The organism is Methylomonas sp. BW4-1 (assembly GCF_052474385.1).
Genome location: NZ_CP184125.1, coordinates 2,385,417 through 2,404,101, shown reverse-complemented (window position 1 = coordinate 2,404,101; position 18,685 = coordinate 2,385,417). Strand labels below are relative to the sequence as shown.

The following is an 18,685-nucleotide window of genomic DNA, read 5'->3' as shown; positions in this document are numbered from 1 at the left end:
GCCCCTTATGGATTACACCATGCAAAAACACGACAACCAGGCGCAAGTCGCCTACATCCTCAAAGGCTTTCCGCGCACCTCGGAAACCTTTATCACCAATGAAATCCACTTGTTGGAAACCTTAGGCCTCAAACTGTCGATCTTTTCGATCAAGCAACTCGAGGGCCAAAAGCACCATGCCGTGGTTGACCAGATCAAAGCGCCAGTGACTTATCTGCCGCAAGCCGACGATTTGACCGGCCGCAGCTTTTGGGTCTGGCTGAGGGAAAACCTGCCGAAATTCATACCCAGCCACGGCCGGTTGTTCCTGAAGCGGCCAATCGCCTATCTCGGCGCTTTGCTGGAGTGTTTCAGTATGTCGATTAAATACCGCGAAAGCTGGCTGGATTGGCCTCGCACCGTTTTCATCAAGGAATTTCTGCAAGCCGGCACTATCGCCGAAGCGGTATTGCAGAATCCGGCCATTCGTCATTTGCATGCGCATTTCTGCCACGGCGCCACGACGGTGGCGATGTTCGCTAGCCGGATCAGCGGCCTGCCGTTCAGCTTTACCGCCCACGCCAAGGATATTTACCTAAAGGAATTGAATCCCGGCGATTTGCTGCAAATCAAAATGCGCCGCGCTAAATTTGCCGTGACCTGCACCGGCGCCAATCAGCAACATCTGGACGCCTGCAAAGGCAGCGATATTGCCGTGCACCGGATTTATCACGGCCTGAACACCGATTTGTTTGTGCCGGAACCGCGCGAGCAATCCGTCGCTGATTCTGTTCCAACCATTCTGTCAGTTGGGCGGCTGGTCGAGAAAAAAGGCTTCGATTATCTGGTCAAAGCCTGCGCGATGCTGCGCGACCGTGGCGTTAAATTTAACTGCCGCATCGTCGGAGGGGCCGATAAATACGCGCAGGTGATCAAACAACTGATCGCCGATCTGGATTTACAAGATCTGGTCAGCCTGCCCGGCGCGGTCACGCAAGAAGAATTGCGTGGCATTTATCAGCAAGGCAGCGTGTTTGCCCTGCCTTGTCTGGTGGTGGACAACGGCGACCGCGATGGCATTCCCAACGTCTTGGTCGAAGCCATGGCGATGGAAATGCCGGTCATCTCCACCGACATTTCCGGCATCCCGGAACTGATTCAAGACCAAGTCAACGGCCTGCTGGTGCCGGAGAAAAATGCCGCAGCCATGGCCGATGCCATCGAACGCTTGTTAAAAGATCAGGCTCTGCGCCAGCGCCTGGGCCAAGCCGCGCGGCAAACCGTCTGCCGGGATTTCAACTCCCGCCACACCACGGTAGCCTTGAAAAACCTGTTCGACGCCTGCTTGGCAGGTGAAATGGTGGAAGCGCATGTCTGCTGTGCTGAACACTCTTAATACCGACCCGCGTCTGCAGGCACTGGCAGCGCCGTATTGCGATATGACGCCGGCTGACTTGCTGGCGTATTTCCATAGCCGCCAGCATGTCAGCTATTTTTCGGTGATCGACGAAGAGCAAAATACCCCGGAAAAACTGGACGGCATATTGCGCAATCGCTTTGATTTCAACCACGAGCCTTATCAGCTTGCTGATGATTTCGATTGGCTGAGCAACCCCAGCGCTGATGTCGAATGGCAGATTCTTTTGCACAAGTTTTATTATGCAGTCGGATTGGGCCGGCGCTTTGCAGAGACCGGCGATAGGCGCTACCGCGATAAATGGCAAGCGCTAACCCGCCGTTGGATAGCTAGCGTACCCATCGATTTTCTGTCCAGCGATGTGACCGGCCGCCGCGTGCAAAACTGGATTTTTGCCTACCGTTATTTCGTCTCGGCGGCCACCCAACCGGCCATTGATGCGCAATTTCATCTGGATTTTCTGGCCTCGCTGCAACAACAAGTGGCTTATCTGTGCGACAACCTGACCCCGGCCCGCAATCACCGCACCCTGGAGCTTTACGCGATTTTTCTGGCGGCGGTGGTGTTTCCGGAATTGCGCGGTGCCGATGAATGGTTGAAATTTTCGATTGCCGAATTGCAGCGCAACCTGCAAACCGACTTGCTCGCCGACGGTGTGCATTGCGAGTTATCGACCGATTACCACCACATTGTCCTGCGCAACTTTCTGGGGATTAAGCAGTTGGCGATGCTGAACGACATCGCGCTGCCGGCCGACATGGATACAGCCATCAAAAAATCCCTGAACTTTTGCCTGCATGCGCATAAACCCGACGGTTTTATCCCGGCCATCAGCGACGGTGACAGCGCCAATTTTCTGGACTTGCTGCGCCAAGGCCATGCACTGTATCAAGATCAGGCGATGCTGTATGTCGCCATGGCCGGCCAACAAGGTCAAGCGCCAGCGGAGCCTTCGAAAACCTTTACCGCCAGCGGCTACAGCATCTTGCGCAGCGGCTGGGGCGATCAAGGCGAAGCGTATCAGGACGAACGCTATTTGTTTTTCGATTGCGCGCCACTGGGGGCCGGCAACCACGGCCATCTGGATTTACTGAATATCGAAATGGCCGCTTACGGTCGCTCGTTGATTGTCGATCCGGGCCGTTATACCTACGACGAATCCGGCGACACCAACTGGCGGGTAGTGTTTCGCGGCACGGGCTACCACAACACCGTGCAGGTGGACGGCAAAAATCAGACGCTTTATGCGCCGCACATTCGCAAATACAAGATTCAAGGCCCGGAACCGGCGCGCGAATTTAAATGCGCGCTGCACCGGCCGGGATTTGACTATCTGCACGGCATCGCCGCCAGCCATGAATATCCGGTGATTCACGAGCGCAAAATCCTGTTCATCGCCGGCGAATACTGGCTGATCTGTGATTTGCTGCGCGCGAAGCAAAACCACGACTACGAACTGCGGTTTCATCTGGATGCGCTAGCTCTGCAACGTACGACCACCCGAGTCGATGCCGCCGGCTTGCGCGTCGATTCGCCGAATCTGCTCATGCTGCAACTCCCGCAACCGGATACCCAATTAACGCTGGAGCCCGGCTTTGTCTCGCCCAGCTACGGTGTCAAATACCCGGCGCCGGTCGTCAAGTTTGCCGCGCATGCCGCCGACTATTGCTTTTTGACGGTGCTGTTTCCTTATCAATCGACGCCTCCTCGGCTGACGCTTGCACAGCTGCCGGTCAGCCAACACGGTCAATCGGTGGGCAATACCATAGCCAGTGCCCTGCGGATTCACAGCCAACAGGCGCACGGGGACTATCTCGACACTCTATTTCTGGCGCACCGCAAAGGCGGCAGTTATACGTTTGCTGATCTAAATACCAATAGCGCGTTCGTATTCCGCCGTCAGGATAGTCTGGGCCGGGTGATGGCGTGGCATACCGAATCGGCTGCGGCGGCAAGGGAATAAATGATGAAACCCGAATTTCGCGCGATGGATAGTTCAATCCTGTCAGGCAACCCAGGCGCCGATAAAGCTGCGTTATTGCTGCCGCCGTTCGATACTTGCTCACCCGCCGAGTTGTTAGCGCATTTTCGCCAGCGCGCAGTGGACAACTACTTTCCGCTCAAACCCGGAAAAGCCAAACATGTCGCCAGCGCGGCGCCGATACTCGACAATGAATTTACTCTGAATAACGAGACTCACCGTTTAGGCAACGGATTTGACTGGTTGCACAACCCCAGCGCCGATCTGGAATGGCTGATTCTGCTGCACAAGTTTTATTACGCCCGCGATCTGGCCTTGGCCTACGACTATAGCGGCGACGAAGGTTATGCCGACAATTGGGTGGCGTTGGTCGATTCCTGGATCAAGCAAGTGCCGGACGGTTTCGTGAACAGCCAGGTAACGGGACGCCGCTTGCAGCAATGGCTGCTGGCTTACCATTATTTCGTGCCGGGCCGGCACTGCCAAGCGATAAGCGCCGAATTTTTGCTGGCATTTTTGCACTCGCTACAGTCGCAGGCACTATTTCTTAGCCGCAATCTCACCCCGGAAGGCAATCACCGCACCATCGAGCTCTCAGCGATTTTCACGGTTGCGATTTTATTTCCGGAGCTCAGCGCCTCGGCTGACTTGCTGGCCTTTGCCCAACGCGAACTGCTGGTCAACTTGCGTCAGGATTTCCTGGCCGACGGCGTGCAAAAAGAGCTGTCCACCGACTATCACCACACCGTATTGAAGAACTTTTTACGGGTCCGCGAACTGGCGGATTTAAACCGCGTGACCTTGCCCGAGCCATTCGATGCAGTCATCGAAAAAGCCCTGGAATTTTCGATTTACGCCCATAAACCCGACGGTTGGTTACCGGCCATCAACGACGGCGACGTCAACAGCTACTTGTCTCTGCTGGGAAAAGCCGAACGCTATTACCCCAGCGACGCGCTGCGCTATGTGCTCAGCCAAGGTAAGCAAGGCCAGCCGCCGGCGCAACGCTCGCGGCTGTTTGCCGACAGCGGTTATTGCATCCTGCGCAGCGACTGGGCGGAGCAGCCTTATGCGGACGGCCGTTACCTGTTTTTCGATTGCGGCGATTTGGGTTTTGGCAGCCACGGCCATTACGACTTATTAAGTTTTGAAATGGCCGCTTTCGGCCGTTCCTTGGTAGTCGATCCGGGCCGGTTTACCTATCACGAACACCAAAGCGACGATGTCAATTGGCGGTATGCGTTTAAAGGCACCGCCGCGCACAACACCGTCATGGTCGATGGCAAAGATCAAATGGCCTACCAGTGCCATGAACCGGTCGGCCCGCAACCCCATGCTGCGGTAATCCGTTTTGAATCGAATCAAGGCTTTGATTTTGTGCATGGCCGCGCACTCAGCCCGCGTTACGAAGTCGATCATCAGCGCAGCATCTTCTTTGCCGAAAACGAGTATTGGATTGTCAGTGATCTGCTAAGCGGCTGTACCAGCCATTGCTACCAACAATTTTTTCATCTGTCGGCGTCAGCGTCAGCGCCAATCCAACAGCTGAACAGTCAGCAAGGTCAGGGCGTTTGTCTGCCTAACCTCGTAATCGCGCAAGCACCGCGTGCCGAGGTGGAGATGCGCATTGAATCCGGCTGGTTTTCGCCGGAGTACGGCGTCAAACACGCCGCGCCGGTGCTGAGTTTCAGCCAAGATGGCGACGGTATCTGCTGGTTTCATACCCTGCTGTACCCCTATCGGGATGACGCGCCGGACATCCGGATCGACAGCTTGCCGGTCAGCCAATCGCGACATCTGGCAACGCCGATGCAGGCCTTGGCTTTGAGTATTAGCTTAAAGACCGCCGACACGGTTTATCGCGACTGTTTTTTTGTTAGCCATCTCAACGAAACAGCGGAATACCGCTTTGCGGATATTGTCTGCCGGGCGCGGCTATTGTTCGTACGTCGCAATCCGCTGGGGGAGATCGTCAGCTTGCAAGCCGATGCCGCCGAAAGTCTGAGCATTGCCGGCCGCACGCTATTAGACAGCCTCGACAAACCGGTTGTATTGAATTATCGGCAAAGCCCGACCAATCCAGCACCATCAGCAGCTTGGGAGTGCGCGGCATGAATCAAGACCCGCAATTTCCGCAGATGCCGACGGCATTGAATCCGACCTTGATGGGCCCTTTGCTAAATTGGCTGCTGGACGATGCGGATAATCCAGCGTCCGGATGCGGCTGGCAGATCGGCGAAAAACGTTACAAACCGGGGAATAGCCTGTTGGTGGGGTATCGGTGGGTAGGTCAATCCGGCCATCCGCACACCCGCTTTGCCACCGGGCGCTTATGCTCGCCTGCCGAGGTTAATCGCGAGTTTGAACGGGAACTCGCTAAACGGCCGGACTTGGCAAAAGGCGCGCTGATGCTGATACAACATCCGGCCATGCTGGTATGGGCGTTTCCGTATGATCGCAAACTGCGCCATCTGCCCACGTTGCTGGACCACGCGGCGGTGGCGGTCCGCCTGCAAGCAGCCGACTTGCTTGGCACGCCTGTAGAAGGTTTGCACTCCGAGGTGTTGCATTATCTTGCCGAGCGTTCCTGCATGATTCGTTACAGCGTGCAACCTGCCGAATCAACGCAGCCGCGGCTGGTGTACGCCAAAAATTATGCGGATGATGCGGGTCGAGAAACCTTCGCCGTGATGCGCCAGCTTAACGGACCATTTAGCTGGGGTGCCAAAGCTTTGGCTTTTGACGCGGACACGTTGACACTTTGGCAAGCCCATCTGCCCGGTCAGGCTTTGACATGGGCGGCGTTGCGGGCGGACATGGATGGGACGCTGGCCGATAAGATCGGACAGTGTGTAGCGGCTTTGCACGCCTGTCGTATCGATACACCAAGACGTTACACGCAATCCGATGTAGTACAAAGCCTGTTGGCCACGCCAACCCTGGCCGAGCAAGTTCGCCCCGAATGGGCCGGCCGTATTGCCCGTTCGGTAAACAGCTTGTTGGCGCAAGCGCCACGTCAGCAATCATCCGCGCCGGCAACGCTGCACCACGACTTGAAACTGAATAACTTTTTATATGACGGTCAACGCTTGGGCTTGATCGATATGGACTGCGTATGCCTCGGCGACCCTCTGCTGGATTTGGCCAGCCTGATCGCCAATATTTATCTAAACGGCATCCGCGATGCGGCTTCGATTGAATCCATCCATCCGCTGGTCAATCGCTTGGCATTGAGTTACCAACGCCACCGCCGGCAAGTGCTGAATCTGGCGGAATTACGTTGGCAGGTTGCCGCTGCGTTGATACACGAAGTGGTGCGCCGTAGTTTGCGCCAACTGGACGAAACACGCCTCAAACAAATCAAACGCTATCTGGCGCTGAGCGATATCTACGCGGCGCTGTGTGGACTGGCTACCGGAGCGGATGATGTACTCATCTGATCAGCCACGGCGGATTTATTTGGCTCGTCACGGCCAGAGCGAATTGAATTTGCAACAACGAATTTCCGGCCAAGCCGATGCGAAATTATCCGCCAAAGGCCTACAGCAAGCCGAAGCCCTGGCTGACGTGCTGAAACAGGAAACTTTGAACACGGTTTACAGTAGCAGCCTGACCCGCGCCATACAAACCGCCGCGCCCACCGCAGCCTTGCAGAGCTTGCCCATCAAGACTTTGGCGGGTCTGCGGGAAATTGGTCTGGGTATCCTGGAAGGTCGGCATGTTGACGAACGCGACCCGGAAGCCAGCCGGTTATGGGCGGCGCGGGAACAGGATAAATATGGCTTCAGCGTACCCGGTTGCGAGGCGTATGCGGATTTTAGCGCGCGGGTGCTGAGCAGCCTGCAAGCCATATTGGCTGGCGGTGGTGAGGCGATATTGATCGTCGCCCATCGCAACACCAACGAAATCATCTTGAACCAGTTGTTAGGCGCCGATTTTGCCGGCGTAGCCGAGATCAACGTCAAAAATAAATACCTGTACGCCATCGATTTACGCAGCAACGCGGAAGTGATGACCATACGCTTGGGCGGCGAACAGCATGGCCGGCGCTATGCAGGGTTGCGCACATGATTAACCCCTTGGCGCAGTTTGCTCCCTTGCTGGATGCCGATTTGATGACCGTAGCGCTGCAACAGCATTTGCCCGAATGCCAAGCCGGCAACTGGCAGGTGACCGGCTGCGAGATTCAGCATCCGCGTTACAAGACCTATCGGCTGGCCGAAAACCGCGAGCGCTCGTTTTTATCGCTGGTTTACCATCTGCGCGGCCGCCATCCTGCGGCAACGGCCGTCGAGCAGCGCATACTCTACGCCCGCGCCTATTTAGGCAACCGCAGCCAGCAGGCCTACACCGAAGCGCAAGCCAACGGCGAGCGGGCGATACATCTTGCAGAGCTGGACATGGTCGGCTGGCGCTTTCCGGACGATCCGGCGATGCCCTGGCTGGCGGAGTTGATGGATAGTCGGCAGATTGCCGAGTTGGGACAACGGCCAATATCGGCTATCGAGATCGTCAATTACCGGCCGGAAATTCGCTGCACGGCGCGATATTGCTTTGCTGCCAGCGACGCAGCGCCGGCGCGTGTGGTTTATGGCAAAACGTATGCCGATGAACAAGGTCGGGCGGTCTATACCAACCTGCGGGCGCTGCAACGCCAATCGGCCGTAGCCTTTGTCATGCCTGAAGCCTTAGCTTACGACGCCGATCGCCACACTTTATGGTTAGAAGGCTTGCAGGGCCACATGCTAACCGAGTTGGATTTTACAGTCGATGTCGCAGAGAAAATCCCGGCCTTAGCTAACGCACTTGCCGCTTTTCACCAAGTCACACCACCGCCTCTGCCGGTCATCACCTCGCAGCAACAGCTAAAAGAGTGGCTCAAGAAAGCCGATAAATTGAGCCATGCCTATCCCACCATTCAACCGGCGCTGACTGGGTTACTCAACGAGTTACGCCAAGATTGCCCAGAGTTTGAAGTGTTAGGCCTGATCCACGGCGATTTTCATATCGATCAATTATTGGTGTTGGCGGACGGCCGCTTGGCGCTGTTCGATTACGACGAATTGGCGCTGGGCGACTCGTTGCAGGATTTGGCCAATTTCGCGGCGGATTTATACAACTATCCCTATCCGATTGCCTTGATAGACCTGCTCGTTCAAACACTGTTTACAGCCTACTCAGCCGCCAGCCACAACCCAACCGACCCGCAACGCTTTGCCTGGCATCTGCGCGGCCAGTTACTGACCCGCGCTTACCGTTGCTTCATCCAGCAAAAACCCGCGGCGCCGCAACGGGTCGCTGATTTTATTGCGCTGGCTTTGCGTCCCTGGCCGCTGGCCGACTGAATTCACCGGGAAAACCGTTCATGACCAACCCCACTCAATCGAACAGCCGTTTCAGACAAATCGTGTGGGCGCATCTGCGCCGGGTCCGTGGCAGTATCGTCGCGGCGATTGTCTGCATTCTCGGTTCCACCCTGACCAGCCTGATCGTGCCGTGGCCGCTGAAGCTGATTTTCGATCATGTGTTGCTGAATCATCCGTTGCCGGCCCATCTGGCCGCCGCGCAACCCCTGCTCTACGGCGGCAGCGAGCAGGCGCTGTGGATACTCTGCGGCAGCATGGTGCTGATTGCTTTGTTCAAGGGAGTTTTCTCCTACTACCAACTGTTCCTGACCTCCCGCATCGGCTATTTATTGGTCTACACCTTGCGCAGCGAGTTGTTCGACCATTTGCAACGCTTGTCGCTGGCATTTCACAGTAGCACGCCGTCAGGCGAGTTGCTGAATAAACTGACTAGCGATACCAATACCTTGAAGGACGTCTACGCCGACTCGGCTTTGACCTTTACCACCCACGTGCTGACCGTGTTGGGCATGTTCGCCATTATGTTCAGCCTGAGCGTGAAACTGAGTTTGATCGTGCTGGCCAGTTTTCCGCTGCTGTGTCTGGCTATCGTGCTGATTTATCGCCGGGTCAAGCGCTCGGCGCGCAAGCAACGCCATAATGAAGGCCGCTTGGCGTCGCGGGTCAGCGAACTGTTGAACGCGGTGCCGCTGGTGCAAACCTACGGCATGGAAGATGTCGAGCGCGAGCGCTTTGATGTGGAAAGCAGCCAATCGATGACCGAAAGCGTGCGTACCGCGCGCATCGAGGCCGGGGCGACACGGATGATCGAAATCATCAGCGCCATCGGCACCGGTATCGTGGTGCTATTTGGCTGTTTGCAAGTGTTCGACGGGGTGCTGACGCCGGGCGATGTGCTGGTGTTCAGCTCGTACATCGCCCAAATGTATCAACCGATTCGGCAAATCACCCGCTTGTCGACGCGATTTTCCAAGGCCAGCGTCAGCATCGAGCGCATCAGCGAAATTCTCGATACCGAGCCGGACATTCAGGACCCACCGGATGCCATAGTGCCCAGCGGCTTGCGCGGCGAAATCGAGTTTAGCAATGTTTCGTTCGGCTATTCGACCGGCAAACCCATCCTGCGGGATATGTCATTTCATATTCAACCTGGCGAACGGGTGGCATTGGTTGGCGCTTCCGGGGCCGGCAAATCCACCATCGCCCGCTTGCTGATTCGGCTTTACGATCCGCAACAGGGCGTTGTGCGCATCGACGGCATCGAAGTTGATCGTTACCAGCGGGCGGCGTTGCGGCGGGAAATCGGCGTGGTATTGCAGGATTCGATACTGTTCGGCACCAGCATTCGCGAGAACATCGGCTACGGCAGCCCGGATGCCACGATTGACGACATCGAAGCCACAGCGCGTCTGGTGCACGCCGACGAATTCATCCGCAATCTACCGAACGGTTACGACATGGTGTTGGGCGAGAGCGGCGGCAATCTGTCCGGCGGCCAAAAACAACGGCTGTGTCTGGCGCGGGCCTTATTGCGCCGATCCTCGATTCTGATTCTGGACGAGCCCACCTCGGCAGTCGATGCCCAATCCCAGGCCTTGATCCGCGATGCCATTGATCAGCTGCATGGTGGCAAAACCGTGCTGGTGATCGCTCATCAATTTCACACCATCCGCCATTTCGACCGGATTTTAGTGCTCAAGCAAGGCGTGATTGTCGAGCAAGGCAGTCATGAAGCTTTGATGCAGATGGGTGGCCATTATCACGAACTGTATAAACTCCAACACGGGTTGCGTGCCGCATGAACCACTACAAACCACGCTTATTGCTGTATTGCCAGCATTCACTGGGCATGGGCCATTGGGTCAGAGCGATGACTTTGGCCAATGCCTTGAGCCGCGAATTTTGGGTGACATTTCTGAACGGCGGACGGGTTCCCGATCATCAGGCCACGGCCGGCGATTTGGATATGCTGAATCTGCCGCCACTGGGCATGGGCGAGGATCATCAGTTGTATAGTCAGGATGACCGTTACAGCGTTAAGGAAGCACTGGCGATGCGCCGGCAATTGATACTGGATACCTATACATTACTCAGGCCGGAAGTGGTATTGATTGAATTATTCCCGTTCGGCCGCAAGAAATTGGCCGGCGAGTTGCTGCCGCTGTTAAAGGCCGCGCACCGGGATACGCAGGCCCGGCCGCTAGTGTTGTGCAGTCTGCGCGACATCATGGTCAACGCCCGCAAGGATCAAAGCCGTCACGACGAACGCGCCCGCTGGATCACCGACCGCTATTTCGACGGCCTGCTGGTGCATGCCGATCCCCGGTTTGCCCGTTTGGAAGACAGTTTTAAGCCGCGCCATCCCTTGCAAACTCCGCTGCTGTACACCGGTTTTGTCGCTCCCGGTCGCGTGCCGGGCGCGATCAAACCGCCACGGCGCGGCGTGTTGGTGTCGGCTGGTGGCGGCATGGTCGGTGCACCGTTGTTTCAAGCAGCGCTTCAGGCTCATGCCATCAATTGGGCTAAGGAAAAACTACCGATGACCATCGTCGCCGGGCCGTTTTTACCGGAAGCAGATTGGCAGGATTTAGTCGCGCAAAGCAAAGGCATGGCCGGTCTCACGTTACGACACTCGGTACCGGCGATGCAGCCTTTGCTGGAGGCGCACAGCCTGTCGGTGAGTCAATGCGGTTACAACACGGTGATGGACATTCTGGAGTCGCGTACCCCAGCGCTGGTGGTGCCGTTCGTGCGCGGTCAGGAAGACGAGCAGATCCAAAGGGCGCAGAAGTTAGCCGAATTGGGCTTGGTTGAAATGCTTAATCCAACCGAACTTACCGGCCAACGCTTGGCCGAACGGATTAGGCAGCTGCGGGATTTTTCCCCTAATCCTTCCGGCCTGAATCTGGCCGGTGCCGACAATACCGTGCGGCTGATCCAAGAATTGCTGGCCGGCAAAAACAATTTGATCGCCAAGTCGCAGCCGAAGGAGGCCGCCCATGCCTGCTGATTGGCTGGTTCCGGTCCGCGCGGCATTGGATGCCAGAGAGAGGCGGCTGGAGATTTTCTTTCGCGACGACGATGCCGGCTGGGATGACGGCCGGCTGTTCGACCTACTCGATTGCTTTCAAGCCTGCCAGGTGCCGATCGATCTGGCCGTTATTCCGCAGGCCATCAGCGAAAATCTGGCCGAAGCGGTGCTGGGCCATTGGCGGCGAAATTCATTTATGTTGGGCTTACATCAACATGGCTACAGCCATCACAACCATGAAAGCCAAGGCCGCAAATGCGAATTCGGCATCAGCCGCAGCGAAGAGCGGCAATTTAAGGATTTGGTGGCTGGTAAACAACAGCTTGAGCGCCTGTTCGGGTCGGCACTGGACAGCATCTTCACGCCGCCCTGGAACCGTTGCAGCCAAGCCACGGCTGACAGCCTGATCAAACTGGGTTTTCAAGCCCTGTCGCGCAATCGAGGCGCCGCGCCGCTGCATACCGGAAGATTATTGGAAATTCCAGTCGCTATCGACTGGTGCGGGATCAGAATCAAATCCGCTCAACCCTGGATTGCGCTTGGTCAAGCCATAGCTGATTCATTGCACCCGCCGCATTCGGTACCACTGGGCATCATGTTGCACCACGCCGTGATGGACGGTGACGACCTTGAGCATCTGCAAGCCTTATTGCAGTTATTCCGCGAACATCCCAATACGCGCTGCCGCTTGATGCGCGAATTGTTAGACGACGCGAAAGCGCAAGATGCGCGGTTGTCTGCGTGTTCGCTTGAGTCTCACGCTGTGCTGGCAGCTATGCGTTCCTATCTCAATTAACCACCCAATTGATTTACCCTGCGTTCATGAGTTTTAATTCCTTCATACTAAAAACCGGAAAAACGGCATTAATGGCCGGCGGCGCGTTGCTGAGTTTATCCGTGTTTGCACAGACCACTACCGGGCAGGTGGCCGCCAACAAATCTAATGACAATGCCTTCCGCCAAGACAACGGCGACGCTGTCCGCAAAGAGCCTTTGCGCATCAACCCCGGCGACAAACGGCCGGCTGACCAGTTCAAGGTCGATGTGTTCGGTCACCCGCTGACTATCGGCGGCGCTTACGAACTGGAACCGCGCTACGTGGAAGACCGACGGCTAGACCCGCGCCGCGATGACGACGTGGCCAATGTCTATCAAGATTTGAAGCTGGAGTTGTTTTACCAGTGGTCGAAATCGGTATCGTTTTTTGTGCAGTCCGATGTGTATTACGACCCGGAGGTTTACACCGAAAGCGGTCTGGATCAATACGAGGCCGGCATCAAACTGACCCAGGCCTGGTTGTTCGTCCATCAACTGTTCGATTCCGAATATAGTTTACAAGTCGGCAGGCAACGCATCGCCGACAAACGCCAATGGTGGTGGAACGACGAGCTGGATGCGGCGCGAATTTATTACGGCGAGAATACGTTGTTTGCCGAATTGGCGATTGCCAAGGAGCTGGGCTCCAAGCAGTCGGATCAGGATTTCATCGATCCGGTCAGCGACCGGGTGGTGCGGCTGATGGGCGACATGGTCTGGCAATGGGACCCGAAGCAAAATTTATCCTTGTTTTTTCTCAGCCAGTTCGACAATTCCGATAACCAACGCCCCGGCGACTTGATCCGCGCCAATCGTAAAGACAGCAGCGACGGCGATTTAAATTGGTTCGGTGGCCGGGCGATGGGTAAATTCAAAATCGAGCACGTTGGCAAAATCGGCTATTGGCTGGATTCGGCATTCGTGTTTGGTGAAGAGACTACCCAAACCTTTACCGACATTAACGCCAATGTCTCTCGGGTTAGAGCGCAAACACCCAAGCACGTCGCAGCCTGGGGCATGGATGCCGGCATCACCTGGTACACCAATCTGTTCCTGGAGCCTTACCTGACCCTGGGTTACGCCTATGGCTCGGGCGACAGCAATCCCAACGACGGTACCGATAATGCTTATCGGCAATCCGGGATCCATAACAACAAAATCAAATTATCCGGCAGCCAGCGCTTTCGTTATTACGGCGAACTGTTTCGACCGGAGTTATCGAATTTGAACATCATGACTGCGGCGCTGGGCTTTCCGATCTCCGAGCAAAGCTCTATCGATTTGCTCTACCACCACTACGAACAGGCCACGCCGTCGTCGGCGATTCGCGATTCGCGAATTCGCGCCACGCCCGACGGCCGCAGCGGCACGCTGGGCGACGAGTTCGATCTGGTATTGTCTCTGGACGAATGGAAACATTTGCAGGTGCAATTTGCCGGTTCTGTCTTCATGGCCGGTCCGGCTTTTGGCGCGTTGGAAGGCAATAATTCCTTTCAGCTCGATTTGACCTTTAAATACAGCTTTTAGCGGCTTGTTTGCCATGCTCGCAAAGCGCCGCAAAATTCTGTTTTATTGCCAAAGCCTGGTTGGCCTGGGGCATTTGACCAGCAGCCTTCTGGTGATCCGTGAGTTATCGGCTTACGCCGATGTGGACTTGATCCACGGCGGCCAAGGCCTACAGCAGATGCCGGAATTGCCGGGATTTCGGCATCTGCGTTTGCCGACCATTTTGATCGATAGCACCAACGACGAACTTTATGCGCCGGACAGCGATGAGCCCATCGAACGTATCTGGGCCGAACGGGCGGCGGCTATCGAGCAGTTTGTAAGCTGGCCTTACGATGCGGTAATAGTCGAATTTTTCCCGTTCGGCCGGCGCCGCTTGAAACAAGAAATTCTGGGTTTATTTGCTAAGGTCAGACAGCGTTGCGGCGCGATTCCGATTTTTTGTTTTGTGCGGGAAATCCTGGTGCCGGCGCCGCTGGACGCCGAAAGGCGCATGATGAAACTGGTGCGGGAACACATTCACACTGTGTTCGTGCGCGGCGACCCGAACATTGTCCGCTTCGAGGAAACCTTTAGCCTGACCACCGAAATTGCCGACCGTTTGGTTTACGTGGGCTACGTCAGCCCGCCACCGCCAACAAGCTGGCCAGTACGACGAAACCGGATAGTGGTCAGCCAGGGCGGCGGCGAAATCGGTAAATCGCTGTTGCGCGCCGCGATCCGGACCGCGCCGCTGCTGCCGGAATATCAATTTTTAGTGATTACCAGCTCCCGAGCTTCGGCAACCGAAATCGCTGAATTGCAAGCGCTGGTCAGCAGTCCTAATGTCCAAGTCGTGTCGTTCTTGAATGACTTTCAGGAAAATTTACAATCCGCCGCGTTGTCGATCAGTCTGGGCGGCGACAATACATTGATGGACGTGATCAGCACCCGCACGCCAGCGTTGGCGTATCCTTACGCCGGCAATAGCGAGCAAGGGCTGCGGATTGAAAAACTGGCCAGCAAAGGGTTTGTGTTTCCGTTAACCGACAACGATCTGCCGCCGGAACGGCTTAGTATCAAGATCAGAGAAACGATAAATCAGGCCTATCCGCCACAGGCCATAGCGATTAACGGTGCGGCGGAAACCAGCCGGCGGATAAGGGAAATCCTTGACGGCGGCGTTTGTAAAGATCAGTGAGCGCGCTCGGGAACGGCGAGGGCGGTGCTCGAATCCAGCAAATTAGCGGTCGAGGCGTCGTTGCCTAGCCGGTGTTTGATGTCCGCCGTTTTCCAGTCCGGATGCAATTGCAACAGCAAAGCGGCCATGCCGGCCACGTGCGGCGTGGCGAAGGAACTGCCGTTCATAAAGTCGTAGGCTTGGTGCGGTACGGTGGTCAGAATGTCTTTACCAGGCGCGGCGATGTGCTGATTGTTGCCGTTGTTTTCCTGCCCAACGGCTATTACGCCGGTGATGTTGGCGGGGAAGCCACCGCTTTGGTTCTGGCTAGGGACTGCCGCGACCACAATAACGCCCTTGGTCAACGCTTTCTCGATTAACTGCCGCACTAACGGATCTTCGGGTCCGCTCAGGCTCAGATTGATGATATGGCTATTCATTCTGACGGCCTGATTCAAGGCCAATGCCAAGGTAAAACTGTTGCAATGCGCCGCCAAGGCATTGGGTTTCTCCGGCCAGCAAGCCCGAAATGCCAAGATTTCCGCCTCGGGGGCTATGCCGGCAATACCTATGCCGTTGTTGGGATGGGCGGATAATACGCCGGCTACCGCCGTGCCGTGAATATCGGCTAAATTGTGATCGCTGGGTTCCGGGGCGGTGTTTTCCGAGTACTTGATTCGGCCCCGTAAGTCCGGGTGTTCGGTATCCACGCCGGTGTCAATGACGGCAATACGCACGCCTTGGCCGGTGGTGGTGCGGTGCAGATCTGCTATCCGCAACGCGTTAAAACCGGTTTGTAAATGCAGATACGGGTCGCTATATGTCTGAGCCGGCGCAGCTTGCTTACCCAATACCTGAAAACTATGCATTTGTTGGACGGACGACACCACGCTGTCTTGTTGTAACTCCGCTATCGCCTGTTGCACGGGCAGGGTGTCCGGTACCTCGTACACCACGCAGCTGACGCCTAATGTGGTCACCGGCCACTGGGCGACAAACTGCAAATGATGGCGCTCGGCCAGTTCCCGGGCAATGTGTTCGCTCCCGCCGGAATTGCCGTATTGGCCGCGCAAACGGTATCCGTCCAAGGGATTGGCCGGTAGTGCCCGGTTAATACTGTGGTCGGTAAAGGTGACCAGCAGACGCCGCTCTTCCACGGTTTTACTGTCGCCCAGCCGCGATATATCACTGCTACTCGCGCAGGCGCCAAGCAGGCCCACCAAGCAGATAAACAGATTTAGGCGCACTAATTTCATGATCGATTACGGTTGTAAAATCGGTTCAGCCAGGATCACATCCTGTCGGCCGCGGAGCGCCGCCAACGCGCCGGCCATGTCGGCATCGGGCTTGCCGGTGGCGATTTTGACAGTATAGGCGCCGACGCTGTTCGGTCCATCTACCCGTATCCCGTCAATTTGGCTAAGCGCGGCGTCTATGTCTTTTTCCATCAGATTCTTTGCAAATACCACACGTATCTGACCGGTCGCACCGGCGTCCGGTTTGGCCGCTGACAGCGTGTGATAATCGGAGGTGTTGGCCGGCCGTAGGTATTGGACGGCAGCCGGTAGCGTGACCAATAGCAATGTCGCGGCAATGGCCAGACCTTTTCCGGTATTGCTGGCGATTCGCCAAAATCCCATGCCCGGTCTGAAGGGTTTTACATTGCTGCCACCCAGTTGTTCGCGTGGAATGTCTATCTGTTTGCTGCGCGGGAGTTGACTGGCTGTTTGCATTTTGGCACGCAGGCCGGCAAAAGAAGCTTCGGCGGCCACATCCAGATCGGCCGCTTGTTGCACGGCTGCCGCAAGTTTTTGCAAAGTTAGCAGTTCGCGTCTGCAGACTAGGCAGCTTTTTAAATGTTGGTCTACCTGTTGGCGTTCGTTAACTGTCAGGCTTTGATTGACATACCAGGGCAGTAACAAAACGATGTCCGAATGGGATGTGCTGGGTGAGGAAGTCGGTGAGTTCATGGCCTTATTTCTCCTGTGCGTCGGCAAAAACCTGCAGTTTCCTGCGGGCATGAAACATGCGGGTTTTGACGGTATTTTCCGGGCAATCCAGGATTCTGGCGACATCCTGATAAGACAAGCCGTGGTAAAAGGTTAATTCGATGACGGCGCGTTGGTCCGGCGGTAAAGTGGCTAATGCATAGTTTAAGCAATCTTGGTTTTCCCAATTATTCGCTGGATTTGCGCTTGGATCGCCGATAGTTTCTATCAAGAAGTCGATATCGACATCCTTGTCCCGCCGGGCGCTTTTGGCCATGGCTTTCAAGGTTTTGTGATAGGCGATGCCGAATACCCAGGTGGAAATTTTGCTTTCATGATTGAAGCCGTGCGGTTTTTCCCAAACCACCAGCAAGGTCTCCTGTATCAATTCCTCCACCGCTTCGGGTTGGCGCGTCATGCGCAAGATGAAACGAAACAACCTTGGATAGTAATTTTTGTAGAAGGCTTCGAATGCGGCGGTATCGCCTTCGCCGATACGTTGCAGCAGGGCGTATTCGTCCGGGCCGATTTGGGGCTGTTCGGGCATGGGTGGTCGATGTAAGTTAGGGACTAAACGCAGCATGGCTCAAACCTGGGTTCCGGTGATTTTAGCGTGGTGTGCGAGTGTATTCCGCCGCGAAGCCGGAAGGTTCAAAGGCGGGAAATTTATTTAAAATCCGGCGGTCACGGAGATTAAAAACTTGTTGTCCTGTAAGCGCGGATAAAACTCGTGGTGATGGGTATCTGCGTGATGATTGTCCAGATGAACGTCAGCGTAGCGTAAGTCTAGTGCCAGATTGTGGGTGATGAACCAGGAGACCCCGGCATTCCAATAAAAATAATCCTCATCCAATAGTTTGTTGGCTTGGTAGTAGCCCAATCCCGTTGAAAATTGTAGGTTGTCGAGAATGTCGCGGCGATATTTGAGTTCGTAATTCAGCACAGTGGCGTCGCGGCGATAGGCGTTAGGCGCAACGGACACGGTGCCGCTGAGCCAGTCCTGATAGTGTAGGGATGCGTAAAATTCGGCGTAATCGGCATATTTCCCAAAAATCTTGCCGTCGAACAGATAGCCGGTTACTGAGAGTTCAGTACGCCAGTCGCGATTTAACGGCAAGTTCCAACCCAGATAGGGTTTGATTTCGACATCGGCATGGTTTTTATAGCGACGGTCGTCGAAGCTGATTTGTGAAACGCCTACGCCGCCGAACCAGCCCATAGCGTCCTGGTAATCGATATGCGCCTGAGCCAGCGGGTTGCCGCGATTCTTGGAATAGCCCCTGTATAAGTAATCGCTGAGAAACGTTAGTTCGCCATGCCATTCCGCTTGAGCGCAAGTTAAAACCGAGGATACGCCGAAAATTCCTATGGAGATTGCAAACACGCCTTTGCGGAAGATTTTATCTGTGTCCATGGCTGGGTAGTTTGAGATTTATGCGGGC

The 18,685-nt window shown here is 55.7% G+C and carries 15 protein-coding genes; 11 read left to right on the top strand and 4 right to left on the bottom strand.

What is annotated here, in order from left to right; genetic code table 11:
- Positions 1–19: 19 nt before the first annotated feature.
- Genes ACH5Y9_RS11130 through ACH5Y9_RS11080 form a run of 11 tightly spaced genes read left to right on the top strand, consistent with a single transcriptional unit; the run spans position 20 to position 15,276 of the window.
- Positions 20–1,375, top strand: a complete 1,356-nt coding sequence (locus ACH5Y9_RS11130; RefSeq protein WP_445369659.1) for a glycosyltransferase family 4 protein — start codon at positions 20–22, stop codon at positions 1,373–1,375.
- Positions 1,350–3,359 (top strand): alginate lyase family protein, encoded by a 2,010-nt coding sequence (locus ACH5Y9_RS11125; protein ID WP_445369658.1) that lies wholly within the window; start codon positions 1,350–1,352, stop codon positions 3,357–3,359. Before ACH5Y9_RS11130 ends, ACH5Y9_RS11125 begins: the two co-directional genes overlap by 26 nt.
- Complete coding sequence (locus ACH5Y9_RS11120; protein ID WP_445369657.1) at positions 3,360–5,492, top strand: alginate lyase family protein; 2,133 nt, start codon at positions 3,360–3,362, stop codon at positions 5,490–5,492. It begins immediately after the preceding gene.
- Positions 5,489–6,817 (top strand): phosphotransferase family protein, encoded by a 1,329-nt coding sequence (locus tag ACH5Y9_RS11115; protein WP_445369656.1) that lies wholly within the window; start codon positions 5,489–5,491, stop codon positions 6,815–6,817. Before ACH5Y9_RS11120 ends, ACH5Y9_RS11115 begins: the two co-directional genes overlap by 4 nt.
- Entirely contained in the window at positions 6,801–7,448 is a 648-nt protein-coding gene (locus ACH5Y9_RS11110) for a histidine phosphatase family protein (protein WP_445369655.1), read from the top strand. The genes ACH5Y9_RS11115 and ACH5Y9_RS11110 overlap by 17 nt, the downstream gene beginning before the upstream one ends.
- Entirely contained in the window at positions 7,445–8,722 is a 1,278-nt protein-coding gene (locus ACH5Y9_RS11105) for a phosphotransferase family protein (RefSeq protein WP_445369654.1), read from the top strand. Before ACH5Y9_RS11110 ends, ACH5Y9_RS11105 begins: the two co-directional genes overlap by 4 nt.
- Positions 8,723–8,742: 20 nt before the next feature.
- Positions 8,743–10,545 carry an ABC transporter ATP-binding protein gene (locus ACH5Y9_RS11100; RefSeq protein ID WP_445369653.1) on the top strand — a complete coding sequence of 601 codons (1,803 nt, stop codon included), beginning with the start codon at positions 8,743–8,745 and terminating at the stop codon, positions 10,543–10,545.
- Positions 10,542–11,753: a glycosyltransferase family protein gene (locus ACH5Y9_RS11095; protein ID WP_445369652.1), complete on the top strand. Its 1,212-nt coding sequence runs from the start codon at positions 10,542–10,544 to the stop codon at positions 11,751–11,753. Before ACH5Y9_RS11100 ends, ACH5Y9_RS11095 begins: the two co-directional genes overlap by 4 nt.
- The gene (locus ACH5Y9_RS11090) at positions 11,743–12,570 is read left to right on the top strand and encodes a hypothetical protein (RefSeq protein ID WP_445369651.1); all 828 of its coding nucleotides are present in this window, start codon (positions 11,743–11,745) and stop codon (positions 12,568–12,570) included. Before ACH5Y9_RS11095 ends, ACH5Y9_RS11090 begins: the two co-directional genes overlap by 11 nt.
- Positions 12,571–12,596: 26 nt before the next feature.
- Positions 12,597–14,117: an alginate export family protein gene (locus ACH5Y9_RS11085; RefSeq protein WP_445369650.1), complete on the top strand. Its 1,521-nt coding sequence runs from the start codon at positions 12,597–12,599 to the stop codon at positions 14,115–14,117.
- Positions 14,118–14,130: 13 nt separating this feature from the next.
- Entirely contained in the window at positions 14,131–15,276 is a 1,146-nt protein-coding gene (locus tag ACH5Y9_RS11080) for a glycosyltransferase family protein (protein ID WP_445369649.1), read from the top strand.
- On the opposite strand, the gene ACH5Y9_RS11075 is transcribed toward ACH5Y9_RS11080, so the two are convergent.
- The 4 genes from ACH5Y9_RS11075 to ACH5Y9_RS11060 form a co-directional block, all read right to left on the bottom strand.
- On the bottom strand, positions 15,270–16,511 hold the full coding sequence (locus tag ACH5Y9_RS11075) for a S8 family peptidase (protein WP_445369648.1): 1,242 nt from the start codon (positions 16,509–16,511) through the stop codon (positions 15,270–15,272). The two genes, ACH5Y9_RS11080 and ACH5Y9_RS11075, sit on opposite strands and share 7 nt — an antisense overlap.
- Before the next feature lie 6 nt (positions 16,512–16,517).
- Positions 16,518–17,225, bottom strand: a complete 708-nt coding sequence (locus ACH5Y9_RS11070) for an anti-sigma factor family protein (protein ID WP_445369647.1) — start codon at positions 17,223–17,225, stop codon at positions 16,518–16,520.
- A gap of 4 nt (positions 17,226–17,229) precedes the next feature.
- Positions 17,230–17,790: an RNA polymerase sigma factor gene (locus tag ACH5Y9_RS11065; RefSeq protein WP_205454103.1), complete on the bottom strand. Its 561-nt coding sequence runs from the start codon at positions 17,788–17,790 to the stop codon at positions 17,230–17,232.
- A gap of 123 nt (positions 17,791–17,913) precedes the next feature.
- A complete protein-coding gene (locus ACH5Y9_RS11060) occupies positions 17,914–18,657 on the bottom strand; it encodes a TorF family putative porin (RefSeq protein WP_445369646.1) in 744 nt (247 codons plus the stop codon).
- Positions 18,658–18,685: the final 28 nt, after the last annotated feature.